This is a genomic window from Actinomadura darangshiensis, from assembly GCF_004349235.1.
GTDB classification, from domain to species: Bacteria; Actinomycetota; Actinomycetes; order Streptosporangiales; family Streptosporangiaceae; genus Spirillospora; species Spirillospora darangshiensis.
Window position 1 is genome coordinate 1 of sequence record NZ_SMKY01000099.1, and the last position, 16,904, is coordinate 16,904.

Consider the following 16,904-nt stretch of genomic DNA (forward strand, 5'->3'; position numbering starts at 1 on the left):
ACACCCAAGCAGACCTCGACGAGGTCGCCCGCCAACTCAACCAACGCCCCCGCCACACCCTGGGCTGGAAAACCCCAGCCCAGGCACTCAACGAGTTCCTCGTTGCAACAACCGCTTGACACCGCCGGCCGGATAACAACGACACGCCGCAAGTCAACGGTCACAGGGCGGCGTGGACCTCCTTGGCGACGCGCTCGCCGGAGCGGACGGCGCCGTCCATGTAGCCCGTCCAGTAGTCGGACGTCTCCGTGCCCGCCCAGTGGACCGGGCCGCACGCCGCCCGCAGCGCCGGGCCGAACGCGGTGAGCGCGCCGGGCGGGGCGATGCCGACCGGGCCGCCGCCGCTCCACACCTCGTTGTCCCAGCGCTGGAACGCCGTCAGCTTCGGATCGGCCGCCTTGTCCCCGAACAGCTTGGTGAACGAGTCGAGGCCCGCCGCCCGCACGTCGGCGGCGGACGCCGCGTCCAGCTTGCGGATGTTCGCCTGGTTCATGAAGCCCATCAGGATGCCGCGCGACCCGTCCGGCGGGCTGTTGTCGAACGTCGCGTCGATCGCGCCGCTGTCGGCGACCGCCTGCCCGGTCAGGCCGTCCGCCCGCCAGAACGGCGTGTCGTAGACGGCGACGAACTTGGCGATCGAGCCCATCGGGTAGCGCTGCATCAGCTGGGCGCGGCTCGCGGGCAGCGCCGGCGAGTAGTCGATCTTCCCCGCGATCGCGGGGGACATCGCGACGATGACCCGCTCGGCCGACGCGGTGATCCCGTCGGCGTTGACCGTGACGCCGCCCGAGCCGGTCACGATCGACCGCACCGGCGCGTTGTAGCGGATGATGTCGCCGAGCTTGGCCGCCAGCCGGACCGGCACCTCCTGCGAGCCGCCGACGAACCGGGACTCCTGCGCGCCGCCCTTGGTGTTGATCAGCCGGTCGACCGTCCCGGGGGTGCTCTCGTTGCCCGCCGAGGCCGCGTAGTTCAGCAGGTACAGCAGCGACACCTCCTGCGAGCGCATCGACAGCGTCGAGGAGGCGAACGCGTCCATCAGGAACCGGGCGCCGCTGCTGATCGTGTTGGACCGCGACCAGGTGAAGAAGGTCTGCGCGTCCCACTCCTGCGCCTTGGCCGCCTTCCACGGCTCGCCGACCGGCACGTCCTTGATCATGCCGCCGAGCCGCAGCAGCGCCAGCTCCAGGTCGACCACGCCCCAATCCGGCGGGACCGCGCCGAGGATGCCGTCGGTCGCGTACAGGGACCGCTTGCCGTCCCGGTAGTAGACGTTCTTGCCCTCGTTGTAGGTGGCGTACGTGGCGACGCCCATGTCCTTGGCGAGCGCGGCGATGCGGTCCTGCGTCGGGCCGATGAACTCGGCGCCGCCCTCGCTGGTGGTGCCGTCGCCGAGCGGCATCCCGTACACGCGCCCGCCGGGCCGCTCCCGCGCCTCCAGGACGAGCACGGACCGGCCCGCGGCGGCGAGGTCGCGGGCGGCGATGAGGCCGGACAGGCCGGCCCCGACGATCACGACGTCCGCGCTCGCGGACACGGTGCCCGCGGGCGCGGTCCGGGCGGCGGCGGACGGGGCCGCGCCCGCGGCGACGACCGCTCCGGCGGCGGTGAGCGCGCCTGTGCCCAGCAGTCTGCGGCGGCTGACTCGGGTCAAGGTGAATCACTCCTGGGGGAAGTCCGTTGCGGGGGGACGAGAGGAGCACACGACCGGTCACGCTAGGCCGGGTCTCGAGCAAAAGTCGAGGGTTCTTCATGTTCTGTGACCGCGTCGAGACGGCCGCCCGGCGCGATGATCTAGAGTCGTGCCCATGGGGGAGACGCACATCGCGCGGCGCCGCCGGCTGGCCGCGCTCGTCGCCGAGCGCGGCGCCGCGGCGCTGCTGGTGACCCGGCTCGTCAACGTCCGCTACCTGACCGGCCTGGACAGCTCCCGCGCGGCGCTGCTCGTCCCGGCCGACGGGCCCGCGTTGCTCGCGACCGACGGGCGGTACGCGGGCATGGCCGCGCAGGTCTGCCCCGAGCTGCCCGTCATCGTCGACCGGCAGGTGGCCGGCGTCCTGGTGGCACGGGCGGCCGAGGACGGCCACGGCCGCGTCGGCTTCGAGGCCCACGACGTCACCGTCGAGCAGCACACCGCCCTGCTCGACGAGATCCGGCTCGAGAACCGCGGGGTGGAACTGACCCCGCTCGGCCACCTGGCCGAGGAACTGCGCATGGTCAAGGACGAGGAGGAGATCGCCCTCCTGCGCGAGGCGTGCGCCGTCACCGACCGCGCCTTCGCGGCCGTCCTGCCCGAGATCCGCGCCGGCGTCACCGAGCGGGCCGTCGCCGTCGCACTCGAACGGGCCATGGTGGACCTCGGCGCCGAACGCCCCGCGTTCGAGTCGATCGTCGCGTCCGGGCCGAACGGCGCCGTCCCGCACCACCACCCCGGCGGCCGCGAGCTGCAGCGCGGCGACCTCGTCACCATGGACTTCGGCGCCCTGTACGGCGGCTACCACGCCGACATGACCCGCACCGTCGCGATCGGCGAGCCCGCCGGCTGGCAGCGCGACCTCTACGACCTCGTCCACCGGGCGCAGCGGGCCGGGCTCGCCGCCGCCGTCCCCGGCGCCGAGACCAAGGCCGTGGACGCCGCCGCCCGCGACGTCATCAAGGACGCCGGGCACGGCGAGGCGTTCTCCCACGGCCTCGGGCACGGCGTCGGCCTGGAGATCCACGAAGCGCCGCTCATGGGGTACGACAAGACCGGTAAGCTGACGGATCGGGTTCCGATCACCGCGGAGCCGGGGGTCTACCTCACGGGCCGGGGCGGGGTCCGCATCGAGGACACGTTCGTCGTCCGCGCGGACGGCCCGGAGCTCCTCACCACAACGACGAAGGACCTGCTCGTCCTGTAGGACGGGCGGGCCCGCGACCGGGAGAACAACGCAGTGGCGACGACGAACGACCTGAAGAACGGCATCACGCTGAACCTTGACGGCCAGCTGTGGACCGTCCTCGAGTTCCAGCACGTCAAGCCGGGCAAGGGCGGCGCGTTCGTCCGAACCAAGCTCAAGAACGTGCTGTCCGGGAAGGTCGTCGACAAGACCTTCAACGCCGGTACCAAGGTGGAGGTGGCGAGCGTCGACAAGCGCGAGATGCAGTACCTCTACCGCGAGGGCGAGGACTTCGTCTTCATGGACACCGAGACCTACGACCAGCCGCACATCCCGGCGGGCGTCGTCGGCACCGGCGCCGACTACCTGCTCCCCGAGCAGAACGCCGTGATCGCGTTCAACAACGAGAACCCGCTGTACGTCGAGCTGCCCGCCGCCGTCGTGCTGGCGATCACCGAGACCGAGCCCGGCCTGCAGGGCGACCGCTCCACCGGCGGCAGCAAGCCCGCCACCCTGGAGACCGGCGCGCAGATCCAGGTGCCGCTCTTCATCACCACCGGCGAGAAGGTCAAGGTCGACACCCGCTCCGGCGAGTACCTCGGCCGCGGCTGATGGCCGCTCGCACCAAGGCACGCAAACTCGCGCTGGACATCCTTTTCGCGGCGGAGCTGCGGGAGGAGGAGCCGACGGCGGTGCTCGCCGCCCGGGGCCGTCCCAACCAGGACGAACTGTCGGAGTATCCGCACGCCGTCCGGCTGATCGAGGGCGTCCAGGAGCACCGCGAGCGCATCGACGAGCTGATCGCCACCTACGCGACCGGCTGGACGCTGGAGCGCATGCCCGTCGTCGACCGCAACATCCTGCGCATGGGCGCCTTCGAGCTCCTGTGGGTCGACGACGTCCCCGACGGCGTCGCGGTCAGCGAGGCCGTCGGCCTCGCCACCGAACTGTCCACCGACGAGTCCCCCCGCTTCGTCAACGGCCTCCTCTCCCGCCTCCAGCAACTCAAACCCTCCCTGAGCCTCTAACCTGGGAGTAAGGCACTACCGTGACCGCCTCAGCCGGCTCCGCGACCACGCGGCAACCTCGACTCTTGCGATCGCGTCCGAAGGCGGTTTCGAGCTTGCGAGAAACTGATCGCGCAGCGAGCCGCCAGGCGAGTCGGAGCGATGCAGCGATCGCGCACAGGGCCCGACGATGGAGGGCCCTCAGGGCCCGAAGGAGAAGGGCACTGCAATGAGAAACCGCCGCGTTCGCAGCGCGGTCCTGTGGGACGCGCTGCGGGCCGTGCTGGGGCGCATCACGCCCGAGGCCGGCCAGAGCGACGTCGTGGACGTCGGGGGCGGCACCGGCGGGTTCGCCGTCCCGCTCGCCGAGCTGGGGCACCGGGTCACCGTGATCGACTCCAATCCCGACGCGCTCGCCGCGCTGGAGCGCCGCGCCGCCGAGTCGGGGGTGCGGGTCCGCGCGATGCAGGGCGACGCCGTCGACCTGCCCGACCTGCTCGGCCCGGACGCCGCCGACCTCGTGCTGTGCCACAGCGTCCTGGAGTACGTCGACGAGCCCGGCGCGGCGATGGCGGCGCTGACCGGCACCGTCCGGCCGGGCGGCTCGGTCAGCCTGCTGGTGGCCGGGCAGATCGCCGCCGCGCTGCACCGCGCCGTGTCCGGGCACTTCGACGACGCCCGGCAGGTGCTGACCGACCCGTCCGGGCGATGGGGCGACGGCGACCGGATGCCGCGCCGGTTCACCCGGGAGACGCTGTCGGCGCTGGTGCGCGGCGCGGGCCTGCGGGTCGCCGAGCTGCACGGCGTCCGGATCTTCGCCGACCTGGTGCCGAGCGGCCTGCTGGACGCCGACTCCGCCGACGCGCTGATCGCGCTGGAGTCCGTCGCGGCCGTCCACCCCGTCCTGCGGGACCTCGCCACCCAGCTGCACCTGGTGGCCGACAAACCGGCCCGGTAGAGACCGTGAGCCGCAAGCAGCAACTGCACCGGCCGGGGCCGCAGCCGGGGCCGCCCGCCGACGACACCGGCTGCGCCATCCTGCACGTGGACATGGACGCCTTCTTCGTCAGCGTCGAGCTGCTCGAACGCCCCGAGCTGCGCGGACGTCCCGTCGTCGTGGGCGGGGCCGGGCCGCGCGGAGTGGTGTCGGCGGCGTCCTACGAGGCCCGGACGTTCGGCGTGCACTCGGCGATGCCGATGACGCGGGCCCGGCGGCTGTGCCCGCAGGCGGTCGTGCTGCCGGTCAGCCACGGCAAGTACTCCCGGGTGTCCGCGGCGGTGTTCGAGATCTTCCGGTCCGTCACCCCGCTGGTGGAGGGCCTCTCGCTGGACGAGGCGTTCCTCGACGTGGCGGGCGCCCGGCGGCGGCTCGGCAGGCCCGCGGAGATCGCGCGGCTGATCCGCGAGCAGGTCCGCGACCAGCAGGGCATCACCTGCTCGGTCGGCGTCGCGACCACCAAGTTCGTCGCGAAGCTGGCCTCGACCCGCTGCAAGCCCGACGGGCTGCTCGTGGTGCCGGAGGACGGTGTCGTCGACTTCCTGCACCCGCTGCCCGTCGCGTCCCTCTGGGGGGTCGGGGAGCGGACGGAGCAGGCGCTCACCCGGCTCGGCCTGCGGACGGTCGGGCAGCTCGCCCAGGTCCCGCCGGCGACGCTCCAGCGCGAGCTGGGCAACGCGCTCGGCGCGCACCTGCACGAGCTGGCGTGGGGACGCGACCCGCGCGAGGTCGTCCCGCACACGCCGGACAAGAGCATCGGCGCCGAGGAGACGTTCGACACCGACGTCGACGACCCGGAGGTGATCCGCCGGGAGCTGCTGCGGCTGGCGGAGAAGGTCGGCGCGCGGCTGCGCGAGAGCGGGAACGCCGGCCGGACGGTCAGCGTCAAACTCCGGATGGCGGACTTCAAGACGATCACGCGGGCGCGCACGCTGAGCGAGCCGACCGATCTCGCACGTGTGATCTATGTCACAGCCCGCGAGCTGTATGAGGCGGCCGGGCTGGAACGGGTACGACTCCGTCTGGTCGGGGTACGGGTGGAGAACCTGGGCCCGGCCGGCGAGGCCCCCCGCCAGCTCGCCTTCGACGAGCCGGACAGCGGCTGGCGAGAGGCCGAGCGAGCCATGGACCAGGTCGCACACCGGTTCGGCCGCGGCGCGGTGCGTCCCGCCGCGCTCGTCCGGCGCGCGGCGGACGGTGACGGACGGGACGGCAGGGACGGAAGACAATGAAAGAAGGCGGTGGGGTGACCGGCGCGGGGCACTCGGCGGCCCGGTTCCCGGAGCGGAGCGCGGGTGGAGCGGAGGGTGCCGCCGGAGGGTGCGGGGGGCCGTCTTCCCGCAGGAGACGGGGCCGTTCGCTTTCGTACGCTCGACAGTGCTCGTATTCTGGGCATATCACCGTTGACGTTCGCGTCCCGCATCGGATATCCCGTAGCGGAGCTGTCGTTGGGAGGTGCCGTGCCGCTCTCTGAGCACGAGCAGCGCATGCTCGAACAGATCGAATCGGCGTTGTACGCCGAGGATCCGAAGTTCGCTCACGCGGTTCGCTCGACCAACCCGCAGGTTCACTACAAGCGCCGGATCGTCAAGGCGGCCCTCGGCTTCGTCGTGGGCGTGTGCGCCCTGATGGCCGGGCTCGTGATCAACGAGGGCACCGTCACCATCGCCATCAGCGTGACCGGTTTCCTGCTGATGGTCGTCTGCTGCGTCTGGGCGCTGACGAGCTGGAAGCGGATGACCGGCATCGGCAACGAGCCCGCGCGCGGCCGCGGCCGCCGCGAGGGCGGGCGCCGCGATGGCGGCGGCCGGCAGGCCCGTCCGGCCAAGGCGGGCTTCATGGAGCGCATGGAAGAGCGCTGGCGCCGCCGCACCGAAGGCGACTGAGCGGCGTCTGGAGCGGAAGACGGCGCTCGGTCCAGGGCGCCGGGGGCCTGGGGTGTTCCCCAGAGCGGCACGACCTCCCCTAGGGAGTACTGATCGTCCCGGCCGTACGTGGGTGACCACGAGGCCGGGACGAACGCGTACGGGGGGTCTGGACTACCGGCGGCGGAAGCGGAGGCGGAGGCGGGACGGCAGCTCGTTCACTCGGGCGGTCACGTCCAGGACCCGGTCCGCGGCCGTGCGGAGCGCGGCGCGGGTCTGCGCCATCGTCGACGGCGGCAGCAGCCGGGCGCGCCAGCGGGCGCGGCGCCCCACCGACGCGGCGAACGACTCCCGGACGGTCCGCACGTCGGCGCGCAGCCGCTCCGCCGGCTCCGGGACGCGGCCGCGGGAGTAGCGCGCCAGCTCCTCGGCGCGGGCGATGCGGGTGAGGGCCCGCGCGCCCGCCGCGTCCAGTTCGAGCAGTTCGCCGAGCCGCCGCGCGGCGGCGCGCGGGGAGTCGCTGGCCCGCCAGTCGAACCCGTGGTCGAGCGCGTCGGCGCGCATCTCCCGCCACGCGGCGTGCGCCGCCCCGGCCGGATCGGACGCCTGCGCCCGCGTCCGCGCCGCCGGCCCGGGCGAGGAGGACGGCCGCGGGATCAGCGCCGCCCAGCGGCGCCGCCGGGCGACCATCCGCAGCGCCATCGGCACGCCCATCAGCAGCAGCACCAGCAGGGCCCCGGCCAGCCACGGCACCGGGGAGACCCCGCCCTGGTCGGCGTCCTGGGCGGTGGCGTCGCCGCCCGGGCCCTCGTCGTTGCGGTGGTGGGCGCCGGCGCCGGGCGACTCGGTCGCGCCGTCGGCCGGGGACGTGGAGTCCGGCGACGGCGCGGCCTCGTTCTCCTGCCCGCCGCCGTTGCTGACCGCCGGCTGGCTGTAGCCGGGCGCGACGGCGGTGCCCTGCCCGGCGGCGCCGGCGGGCGTCGGCTCGAACCGCACCCATCCGGAGCCCTCGAAGTACAGCTCCGGCCACGCGTGCGCGTCCCGCGAGTGGACGACCCACTCGCCGGGCTTGACCTCGCTGCCCGGCGTGTAGCCCATCGCCACCCGGGACGGGATGCCGAGGATCCGCGCCATCAGCGCCATCGCGGCCGCGTACTGCTCGCAGTACCCGCGCTTGCTGTGCAGCAGGAAGTCGACGAGGTCGCTGCCGTGCTGCGGCGCCGGCGCGGACAGGTCGTAGGTGAACCCGCCGTTGACGGTGAACCACTGCTGCAGCCGCACGGCCTGGGAGAGCGCGGTCGCCGAGCCCGAGGTCACGTCCGAGGCGAGCTTCCAGATCTGCTGCGGGACGTTCTTCGGCACCGCCGTGTAGTGCGAGACGATGTCCGCCGGGTAGGCGCCCGCCGAGGCGAGCTGCCCGGCGGTCGGCTTCGCGCGCAGGCTCTTGACGGTGAAGGACCGCCCGCCCGCCGAGTCGCGCAGCGAGTAGACCATCAGCGAGTCGGGGTGCACCCGCCAGTCGCCCTTGATCGACACCTTCGACGGGGCGTACGGCACCGGCAGGAACGTCATGTTCCTGACCTCCCGCCGCACGTGCACCTTGGTCGTCACCTCGTGCACGGGGGCGACGCTCAGCCCCGGCGGCGCCGGAAGCTTCCGGTCGCCGGTCACCCGGTCCTTGGAGCTGCTCTTCAGCGGGCTGTAGGTCCACCGGTCGCCGTCGAACCGGTCGAGGGCGTAGAGCCGCAGGTAGCCGGAGCCCTCCGGATCGGAGCTCGTGTAGGACAGGACGACCGAGTCGTCCAGCCGCGTCAGCTCCCGCTTCAGGCTGACCAGCGGGTCGGGCGTCGTCACGGTCTGGGTGCCCTGGCCCGAGCCGCCGCCGAGGCCGAACACCCCGCGCGGCTGCAGCCCGGGCACCGCCGCCGGCAGCAGCACCGCGACGGCGACCGCGCCCGCCGCGATCCGCCGGCCGCTCGCCGCCAGCGCCGACGCGTCGGGCGGGTCGACGGGCTCGCCGGGCCCCGGCCGCGCCCCCGCCATCGGGACCTCGCGCGGGCGGCGGCGCGTGGTCACCGTCCGCCCCCACCCGCCGACCTGCTCACGGGCGTCCGACATCAGCAGGGCGAGGAAGCCGAGCGCGCCCGCGCCGAACGCGAACCAGCCGACGCCGTCCTCGCGGACCGCCGCGGGCACGCTGTACATCGCCAGCAGCGGCAGCCCGGCGAGCGCGGTGCGGCGCATCCGCACGGCCAGCAGGTCGACCAGGACGGCGACCAGTCCGATGCCGGCGGCGGCCAGCATCGCGATGCCGGGCAGCAGCGGGACCGGCGCCGCGTACCGGTTGGCGGCCTGCCAGCCGTCGCCGGCCAGCTCACCGAGGTGGTGCACCGAGTCGGGCGACGGGATGAACACCAGCCACGCCCTGTCGGAGGCGTACACCAGGTTGAGGTAGAGCAGCAGCGCCACCAGCCCGAACAGCAGGTCGAGCAGCGCGGGCACGCGCAGCCGCCGGGCCAGCAGCCCGCCGCCCGCCACCGCCAGCACCGCGCCGAACCCCGCCCAGAACCAGCCGGCCTTCTCGAACAGCGGGTACAGGCCGAGCGAGCCGGCGAGCGTCGCCATCCCGGCCATGACCGTCATCCGGAGTCTCATGCACCGTCCCTGACGAAGTCCTCGCCGGCCTTCCCGGCCTGCGTCCACGCCCCGGCCAGCTCCGCCGCGGACCGGACGGCCACCACCCGCCAGCCGCCCGCGCGCAGCAGCCCCGCGGCGCCCGCGCTCCCGGGCGTCCCGCCGGCGGGCCCGCCCTGGACCAGCACCGCGACGCACGTGCCCGCGCCGTGCCGCGCCGCGGCCACCGCGCGGGCCTCCTCGTCCGACAGCACGCCGAACACCGCGACCACCAGCCCGTCGCCCTCCCGGCCGCCCGTGTGCGTACCGCGCAGCGCGGCCACCCCCGCCGACAGCGCGGCGTTCTTCGACCTGCGCGCCACGGCCAGCGCGTCGAGCAGCAGCCCCTCGAACGCCCCGTCGGACGGCGCGGCGGGCAGCGCCTCCCCGGCGTCGGTGACGTAGCGCACGTTCATCCCCGTCCGGACGAGGTAGACGCCGATCGACGCGGTCGCCGACACGGCCTGCTCGAACGAGCCGCCCGGCCCGTCGCCCCAGTGCGCGGTGCGGCGGGTGTCGAGGAACAGCGTCCCGCTGCTCTGGAAGTGCTGCTCCTCGCGCCGCACCATCAGCTCCCCGCGCCGGGCGGTGGACCGCCAGTGCACGCGGCGCAGGTCGTCGCCGTGCCGGTAGTCGCGCGGGGCGACGTCGTCCTCGCCGGCGGCGGAGACGGCGCGGGCGATGCTGTCGCCGCCGCCCGTCCACGCGCCCGCCAGCCGGCTCGGCGGCAGCGGCACGATCGCCGGCGTCACCGTCAGCGTGTCGGACAGGCTGAACGAGCGGACCAGCTCCACCATCCCGAACGGGTCGGCGAGCCGGACCGTCAGCGGCCCCACCCGGTAGCGGCCCCGCACATCCGAGCGGATCCGGTAGCCGAGCTCACGGGACCCGTGCGGCTCGATGCGCTCCAGCACGAACCGGGTCCGCCCGCCGAGCGCGTAGGGCACCCGGTCCTCCACCATGAGCAGCCCGCTCGGCAGCCGCGACACGTTCTCCAGCCGCAGGTCGGCGCGGGCCTCGTGGCCGACCGGCAGCCGCGCCGGCTCCAGCCGCCGCGCGCACGCCAGCCGGTACCGGGTCCGCGACACCGCGAGCGTGCACAGCAGGGGCAGCGCCAGGACGAGGACCCCGGCGCGCAGCAGGTCGCGTTCGCCGAGGACGACCGCGCAGACGATCGCGGTCGCGCCCGCGGCGACGAAGGACCGCCCGCGGGTGGTGAGGCCGGCCAGCGCTCGACGCACCGGTCACCTGCCGGGGGAGGGCACCGGCAGGCGCTTCACCAGGTCGGCGACGACCTGCTCGGGACGCCGCCGCTCCACCTGCGCCTCCGCGGTGGGCAGCAGCCGGTGCGCGAGGACGGGGACGGCGAGGTCCTGGACGTCGTCGGGGACGACGTAGTCGCGGTCGTCGAGCGCCGCGTACGCCCGCGCGGCCCGCACCAGGTGCAGGGTCGCCCGCGGGGACGCGCCGAGCCGCAGCTCCGGATGCCTGCGGGTCGCGGAGACGAGGTCGATCGCGTACTGCCGCACGGCCTGCGAGACGTGCTGGCGCCGCACCACGTCGATGAGGCCGCGGACGTCGGCGGCGTGCGCAACGGGGGTGAGCCGGTCGAGCGGGGACGCCTCGCCGTGCGTGTCGAGCATCTCCATCTCGGCGGCGGGGTCGGGGTAGCCCATCGAGATGCGGGCGGTGAACCGGTCGCGCTGCGCCTCCGGCAGCGGGTAGGTGCCCTCCATCTCGACGGGGTTCTGGGTGGAGATCACCATGAACGGCGGCTCCAGCACGTAGGTCGTGCCGTCCACCGTGACCTGGCGCTCCTCCATGCACTCCAGCAGCGCGGACTGCGTCTTCGGGGACGCCCGGTTGATCTCGTCGCCGACCACGATGTTGGCGAACACCGGCCCCGGCTTGAACTCGAACTCGCGCAGCTCCTGGTTGTAGGCGCTGACCCCGGTGATGTCGCTGGGCAGCAGGTCCGGCGTGAACTGGACGCGCCGCACCGAGCAGTCGATCGAGCGCGCGAGCGCCTTGGCGAGCATCGTCTTGCCGACCCCGGGGACGTCCTCGATCAGCAGGTGCCCCTCCGCCAGGAGCACCGTCAGCGCGAGCCGGACCACCGCGGGCTTGCCCTCGATGACCGACTCGACCGCGTCCCGGATCTTGTTCGCGACCTGGGCGAGACCGTCGAGCCCGTGGCCCGCCGCGTCCCGTTCCGCCCCGTCATGACCGCCGCCGCCGCGGCGGGCCGAGTGGGATGCCGGGGGGTCGGTCTCCATGAACGACTCACCGTGCGTGCCTACTGCCACCAAACCCTCCTCAGCCGTTCCAACCGACAGTACGTCGTCGGAACGCCCACCGCGATGTTCATGGGAAACGCGAGCCAATTGTGCTCCACGGGACGGACGGCAAACGCCGCGCCGCCGCACACCACTTCCCTCCACCCGCTCCCTCGGGGCCCGCCCGCGGGCGTTCTGGACCGTCCTGCGCGGATCCGGCACGCGGAGCGGGCGTCGCTGGGCTCCACTCCACACCACCCCTGTTGACCTGCGGTTTCGTGGCGGAAAATGGCGCGTGGACGATGTTTTTCTTGTTGACGGTGGGGAAGAGTGGAGTAGAGTGGGGCGCCGTGGGGGCGGTAGCACCCCATGCGGCACGGGAGGTGGGCCGGTGTTCCTCGGCACTCACTCACCGCGCCTCGACGACAAGGGACGACTGTTCCTGCCAGCGAAGTACCGCGAGGAGCTGTCGGGGGGATTGGTGATCACGAAGGGCCAGGAACGCTGCCTGTACGTCTTCCCCATGGCGGAGTTCCAGCGAATCACCGAGGCTCTGCGTGCCGCGCCGGTCACCGAGAAGGCGGTCCGGGGCTACAGCCGGGTCTTCTTCGCCAGCGCTTCCGACGAGGTACCCGACAAGCAGGGCCGCGTCACGATTCCTCCGCCGCTGCGCAAGTACGCGGGCCTCACCCGCGACTGCACGGTCATCGGGGCCAACACGCGTCTGGAGATCTGGGACGCGCAGGCCTGGGAGACCTACCTCGAGCAGGAGGAGGAGACGTTCTCCGACGTCTCGGAGGAGGTGTTGCCAGGGATCCTCTGAGAAACGACTCGTCGGTCCGATGACCGGCACGTGCCGGTCCGATGACCGGCACCTGGCCCACGTTCGGCCAGGTCTCCAGCCGCTCTCCGAGCCAGCTGGCGCAGCTTCCCCGGTGCCAGACGGCGACCCCCCGCGGAAACGCGGTGAAACTTCCTCAGGGCAGCGGATGGGGACCTGGCCGGGCGAGGCCGCCGCCGGACGCAGCAACGGTCAGGCCCGGCGAAGCCACACAGTCCGCGAGCGAGGTGGCCACAGGGGGGTCAGACATGGACGTGGGGAACCACGCGGCCGGCGCCGGTCACGTACCGGTCATGCTCGGTCGCGTCCTGGAACTTCTCATCCCCGCGGCGCAGGCCGTCACCGGCCGCGCGCCCGTGTACCTGGACGCCACGCTCGGCATGGGAGGCCACGCCGAGGCGATGCTCCGGGCCGTCCCGGAGCTGCGCCTCATCGGCCTCGACCGCGACACCACGGCGCTGGAGCGGTCCGCGCGCCGGCTCGCCCCGTTCGGCGACCGGGTGGCGCTGGAGCACGCCGTCTACGACGAGATCCCCGCGGTGCTGCGCCGGCTCGGCGTCCCCGCGGTGGACGCCTTCCTGTTCGACCTCGGCGTCTCCTCCCCGCAGCTGGACGAGTCCGACCGCGGCTTCGCCTACTCCTACGACGCCCCGCTCGACATGCGCATGGACCGCACCCAGCGCCTCACCGCGGCGGACGTCGTCAACGGCTACCCCGCCGCCGAGCTCGCCCGCATTCTGCGCGAGTACGGCGAGGAGCGGTTCGCCCAGCGGATCGCCTCCGCGATCGTCCGCGAGCGCGAGCGCGAGCCGCTGGGGTCGACCCGGCGCCTAGCCGACCTGGTCCGCACCTCGATCCCGGCCGCGACCCGCCGCACCGGCGGCAACCCGGCCAAGCGCACCTTCCAGGCGCTGCGCATCGAGGTGAACGGCGAGCTCGACAGCTGGCGCCGGGCGCTGCCCGCGGCCCTGGACGCCCTCCCGGTCGGCGGCCGGATCGCCGTCCTCTCCTACCACTCCCTCGAGGACCGCGTCACCAAGCGGGTCCTCGCCGCCCAGGCGGCCGACACCACCCCGCCGGGCCTGCCCGTCCCGCTGCCGGAGCACGAGCCGAGGTTCCGGCTCCTGACCCGCGGCGCCGAGCTGCCGTCCGACGAGGAGACCACGACCAACCCACGGGCCGGATCGGTGCGGATGCGCGCCGCGGAGCGGGTCCGGGAGGCGACATGACCACGACGAGCAGGCGCCCGCCGACAAAGACGCAGGCCAGGACGCAGGCCAAGACGCAGGCCAAGGCGGCGGGGACGCAGGCGAAGGCGCCGAAGAAGCGGACGCCGGCCGCCGAGACCACGGCCGCGAAGCCGGCGACCACGACGACCACGCCCGCGGGCGCGACGAGTGCGGCCACGAAGACGAGGCCCAAGGCCGCGCCCGCGACGAGCACGGCGACCGCGAAGAAGAGCACGCGGCCGGCCGCGTCGCGTCGCGCCGCGCCGCCGCGCGCCCCGTTCGTGCTGCTCATCATCGGGCTGCTCGGCGGCGCTCTGGTCAGCCTGCTGCTGCTGAACACCGTCCTCGCCAAGGACGCGTTCACGCTGACGCGGCTCCAGCAGAGCAACAAGCGGCTGGAGCAGCAGCGCCAGGCCTACGAGGAGGAGATCGCCCGCGAGGGGTCCCCGCAGCAGCTGGCCAAGAAGGCCGAGGCGCTCAACATGAAGAAGGGCGAGGACCCGGCCTTCTTCTCTCCCGACACCGGCCGCGCGAGCGGCGGGAAGATCCGTCCCGTGCCGCACGCGGCGGCCGCGTCGGCCGGCGCGGCGGGCGTCCTCGGCGTCCCCGGCACCGTGGTGCCCGGCGACGGCGTCCCGCCGCCGGCCGCCCAGGGCGGTGCGGCCCAGGGCGGTGCGGCCCAGGGCGGGGCGAGGCAGAGCGGCTCCGGGCACGGTGCTTCGGGGCAAGGTGCCTCCGGGCAGAGCGGTGCCGGGCACGGCGGGCCGGGGCAGGGCGCGGGCGCGCGGACCGGGAACGGGGCGCCGTGAGGCGGCGCCCGCACCCCGGGGAGCGGGGGACACGGTGACGAAACGGCCGGGACGCGGGACCGCCGGGCCGCCGCCCGGCCGGAAACGCGGCTCGGACGCGCGCGGAACCCGCGGCTCCGGACGCGACGACAAGAGCGGCCCGGGCGCGGCGCGCGCGTCCGGGCGTCAGACCGGGGGCACGCCGCGCCCGCCCGGCGGCGGGCGGGCCGACGGCGCGGGACGGCAGGGCAAGAAGGGCGGCGCCGCGCGCCGTCCCGCGCGCAGCGGCATGGTCCCCGTCCCGCGCACGGGGACCCCGCCCAAGGAGACACGGTCCAAGGAGACGCGGTCCAAAGAGACGCGGCGCAAGGAGACACGTAAGGAAACAGGGACGTCCACGCGGCAGTCCGCGCGGAACAAGGCGCCCGCCAAGACCTCGCCCGCCAAGGGCGCGTCCGGAAAGAACGGCGCGAACCGGACGACGCGCACCGGCCAGGGCACACGGCCGAAGACGGGCGGCGGCGCCCCGCGCGGCCCGCGCCCCGGCGGCGGTTCCGGACGGCCGCCCGGCCGCCCGCCGCGGCCCCGCGTCCCGTTCCACCGCCGCGACCCCCTCAAGCGGCTGAACGTCGGGCTGCTCGTCATCGCGTTCGTGCTGTCGCTGTTCGCCGGCCGGCTCGTCCAGCTGCAGACGATCGAGTCCGGCAAGTACACCGCGCAGGCGATGCTGCAGCGGATGCGCGAGATCGAGCTGCCCGCCGTGCGCGGCGACATCACCGACGCGCAGGGCAACCCGCTCGCCATGACGGTGGAGGCGCGGTCCATCTTCGCCGACCCGTCCCTCATCAAGCCGGAGAAGCGGCAGGCGATCGTCAGCGCGCTGGCCCCGACGCTCGGGCTGAACCCCTCGACCCTGCTGAAGCAGATCAGCAAGCAGGACACCAGGTTCGTGTACCTCGCGCACGGGGTGCGCCCCGACCAGGCGCGGCTGATCAGCTCGTGGAACTTCCTCGGAATCGGGACTTTGCCGGAATATCGCCGGGAGTATCCCAACGACTCACTGGCCGCCAGCGTCATAGGGTTTGTGAACGACACGGGCAAGGGCGCCGCCGGCATGGAGAGCTCGATGAACGGCGTGCTCGCCGGCAAGAAGGGCTGGCAGCGGGTCGAGATCAGCCCCGAGGGCCAGCACATCCCCATGGGCGAGGACCAGAAGCAGCCCTCCGTGCCCGGCCGCGGCGTCCGCCTGACGCTCCAGCGCGACCTGCAGTTCAAGGCGCAGCAGGCCATCGAGAAGCAGGTCAAGGCGTCCAAGGCGCAGGGCGGCAGCGTGATCGTCATGGATCCGCGCACCGGCCGGCTGCTCGCGATGGCCTCGGCGCCGGGGTTCGACCCGAACCACTACGCCGAGTCCGACCGGTCCACGTGGGGCAGCCCGCTGGTGCAGGACGCCTACGAGCCGGGCAGCACCGGCAAGGTCGTCACGGCCGCCGCCGTCATGGAGCACGGCGGCGTCACCCCGAAGACGCCCTACACCGTCCCCGACAAGATCAAGAAGTACGACGTGGTGTTCCACGACTCGCACCACCACGCGCCCGAGCGGCTCACGTTCGCCGGGGTGCTCGCCAAGTCCAGCAACGTCGGCACCATCATGGCCAGCGCGAGCATCACCCAGCAGCAGCTCTACGGGACGCTGCGCGACTTCGGGTTCGGCCAGAAGACCGGCCTGCCGCTGCCGGGCGAGACGCCCGGCCTGCTGGAGCCGCCGGACAAGTGGTCGGGCACCGACCGGTACCCGATCGCGTTCGGGCAGACGGTCTCGGTGAACGCGGTGCAGATGGCGAGCGTGTACGCCACGATCGCCAACGGCGGCGTCCGCGTCGTGCCGAACCTCGTCGCGGGCACCGTCGGGGAGCACGACAAGTTCACGCCGGCGCCGTCGCCGCGGCGCAAGCAGGTCATCAGCGCCGGCACCGCCCGGCAGATCAGCGACATGCTGGAAGGCGTGACGACGAAGGAGGGCACCGCCCCGAAGGCCCAGATCAAGGGGTACCGCGTCGCCGGCAAGACCGGCACCGCCGAGATCGTCAACCCGCGCTGCGGATGCTACGCCGGCGGCGGCTACACCGCGTCGTTCGCCGGGTTCGCCCCGGCCGACGATCCGCGGCTGGTCGTGCAGGTCGTCCTGCAGGCCCCGAAGCTGGGCAGCCACTATGGTGGCGATGCGGCCGCACCGGTCTTCAAGGACGTGATGAGCTTCGCCCTGCAGTCCGAGAAGATCCCGCCGACGGGGAGCCGTCCGCCGATCACCGAGATCCACGCCCGGGACTGACGGCAGCGAGTACCCTC

14 protein-coding genes and 1 pseudogene are annotated in these 16,904 nt (G+C 73.7%); 11 read left to right on the forward strand and 4 right to left on the reverse strand.

The genetic code is table 11. The features are described 5' to 3' along the window. Positions 1-119, forward strand: a pseudogene (locus E1293_RS50750) (IS30 family transposase); the annotation flags it as partial. A gap of 41 nt (positions 120-160) precedes the next feature. On the opposite strand, the gene E1293_RS21680 reads toward E1293_RS50750, so the two are convergent. Beyond that, positions 161-1,654, reverse strand: a complete 1,494-nt coding sequence (locus tag E1293_RS21680) for a flavin monoamine oxidase family protein (RefSeq protein ID WP_132199273.1) — start codon at positions 1,652-1,654, stop codon at positions 161-163. 154 nt (positions 1,655-1,808) lie between these two features. On the opposite strand from E1293_RS21680, the gene E1293_RS21685 reads away from it, so the two are divergent. The 6 genes from E1293_RS21685 (at position 1,809) to E1293_RS21710 (ending at position 6,769) form a co-directional block, all read left to right on the forward strand. Further along, positions 1,809-2,900 carry a M24 family metallopeptidase gene (locus E1293_RS21685; protein WP_132199274.1) on the forward strand — a complete coding sequence of 364 codons (1,092 nt, stop codon included), beginning with the start codon at positions 1,809-1,811 and terminating at the stop codon, positions 2,898-2,900. Positions 2,901-2,933: 33 nt separating this feature from the next. Beyond that, entirely contained in the window at positions 2,934-3,491 is a 558-nt protein-coding gene (gene efp / locus E1293_RS21690) for an elongation factor P (protein ID WP_132199275.1), read from the forward strand. Continuing rightward, complete coding sequence (nusB, locus tag E1293_RS21695) at positions 3,491-3,907, forward strand: transcription antitermination factor NusB (protein ID WP_132199276.1); 417 nt, start codon at positions 3,491-3,493, stop codon at positions 3,905-3,907. The genes efp and nusB overlap by 1 nt, the downstream gene beginning before the upstream one ends. 208 nt (positions 3,908-4,115) lie before the next feature. Further along, complete coding sequence (locus tag E1293_RS21700) at positions 4,116-4,844, forward strand: methyltransferase domain-containing protein (RefSeq protein WP_132199277.1); 729 nt, start codon at positions 4,116-4,118, stop codon at positions 4,842-4,844. Positions 4,845-4,849: 5 nt separating this feature from the next. Further along, the gene (locus tag E1293_RS21705; RefSeq protein WP_132199278.1) at positions 4,850-6,115 is read left to right on the forward strand and encodes a DNA polymerase IV; all 1,266 of its coding nucleotides are present in this window, start codon (positions 4,850-4,852) and stop codon (positions 6,113-6,115) included. 255 nt (positions 6,116-6,370) lie between these two features. Further along, entirely contained in the window at positions 6,371-6,769 is a 399-nt protein-coding gene (locus E1293_RS21710) for a DUF3040 domain-containing protein (RefSeq protein ID WP_243716371.1), read from the forward strand. A 153-nt stretch (positions 6,770-6,922) separates the two neighbouring features. Here E1293_RS21710 and E1293_RS21715 read toward each other — a convergent pair whose 3' ends face one another. From E1293_RS21715 to E1293_RS21725, 3 genes are read right to left on the reverse strand one after another with little or no spacing between them, the layout of a single operon-like run. Then, on the reverse strand, positions 6,923-9,403 hold the full coding sequence (locus E1293_RS21715; protein ID WP_243716372.1) for a transglutaminase TgpA family protein: 2,481 nt from the start codon (positions 9,401-9,403) through the stop codon (positions 6,923-6,925). Beyond that, on the reverse strand, positions 9,400-10,662 hold the full coding sequence (locus tag E1293_RS21720; protein WP_132199279.1) for a DUF58 domain-containing protein: 1,263 nt from the start codon (positions 10,660-10,662) through the stop codon (positions 9,400-9,402). The genes E1293_RS21715 and E1293_RS21720 overlap by 4 nt, the downstream gene beginning before the upstream one ends. Positions 10,663-10,665: 3 nt before the next feature. Beyond that, a complete protein-coding gene (locus E1293_RS21725; RefSeq protein ID WP_132199294.1) occupies positions 10,666-11,697 on the reverse strand; it encodes an AAA family ATPase in 1,032 nt (343 codons plus the stop codon). Positions 11,698-12,088: 391 nt separating this feature from the next. Here E1293_RS21725 and mraZ point away from each other — a divergent pair, with 391 nt between their 5' ends. From mraZ to E1293_RS21745, 4 genes are all read left to right on the forward strand, one after another. Then, on the forward strand, positions 12,089-12,520 hold the full coding sequence (gene mraZ / locus E1293_RS21730) for a division/cell wall cluster transcriptional repressor MraZ (protein WP_131963293.1): 432 nt from the start codon (positions 12,089-12,091) through the stop codon (positions 12,518-12,520). A gap of 266 nt (positions 12,521-12,786) precedes the next feature. Then, positions 12,787-13,767, forward strand: coding sequence for a 16S rRNA (cytosine(1402)-N(4))-methyltransferase RsmH (gene rsmH, locus E1293_RS21735; RefSeq protein WP_132199280.1), 981 nt, complete (start codon positions 12,787-12,789; stop codon positions 13,765-13,767). Further along, a complete protein-coding gene (gene ftsL / locus E1293_RS21740; RefSeq protein ID WP_132199281.1) occupies positions 13,764-14,576 on the forward strand; it encodes a cell division protein FtsL in 813 nt (270 codons plus the stop codon). The genes rsmH and ftsL overlap by 4 nt, the downstream gene beginning before the upstream one ends. Positions 14,577-14,844: 268 nt before the next feature. Continuing rightward, complete coding sequence (locus E1293_RS21745; RefSeq protein ID WP_481726072.1) at positions 14,845-16,887, forward strand: peptidoglycan D,D-transpeptidase FtsI family protein; 2,043 nt, start codon at positions 14,845-14,847, stop codon at positions 16,885-16,887. Positions 16,888-16,904: the final 17 nt, after the last annotated feature.

Bases quoted from the DNA above. Each gene is read 5' to 3' on its own strand.
- E1293_RS21685 (WP_132199274.1), top strand. From the start codon at position 1,809: ATGGGGGAGACGCACATCGCGCGGCGCCGCCGGCTGGCCGCGCTCGTC.
- nusB (WP_132199276.1), top strand. From the start codon at position 3,491: ATGGCCGCTCGCACCAAGGCACGCAAACTCGCGCTGGACATCCTTTTC.
- E1293_RS21700 (WP_132199277.1), top strand. From the start codon at position 4,116: ATGAGAAACCGCCGCGTTCGCAGCGCGGTCCTGTGGGACGCGCTGCGG.
- E1293_RS21710 (WP_243716371.1), top strand. From the start codon at position 6,371: ATGCTCGAACAGATCGAATCGGCGTTGTACGCCGAGGATCCGAAGTTC.
- E1293_RS21715 (WP_243716372.1), bottom strand. From the start codon at position 9,403: ATGAGACTCCGGATGACGGTCATGGCCGGGATGGCGACGCTCGCCGGC.
- E1293_RS21725 (WP_132199294.1), bottom strand. From the start codon at position 11,697: ATGGAGACCGACCCCCCGGCATCCCACTCGGCCCGCCGCGGCGGCGGC.
- rsmH (WP_132199280.1), top strand. From the start codon at position 12,787: ATGGACGTGGGGAACCACGCGGCCGGCGCCGGTCACGTACCGGTCATG.
- ftsL (WP_132199281.1), top strand. From the start codon at position 13,764: ATGACCACGACGAGCAGGCGCCCGCCGACAAAGACGCAGGCCAGGACG.
- E1293_RS21745 (WP_481726072.1), top strand. From the start codon at position 14,845: ATGGTCCCCGTCCCGCGCACGGGGACCCCGCCCAAGGAGACACGGTCC.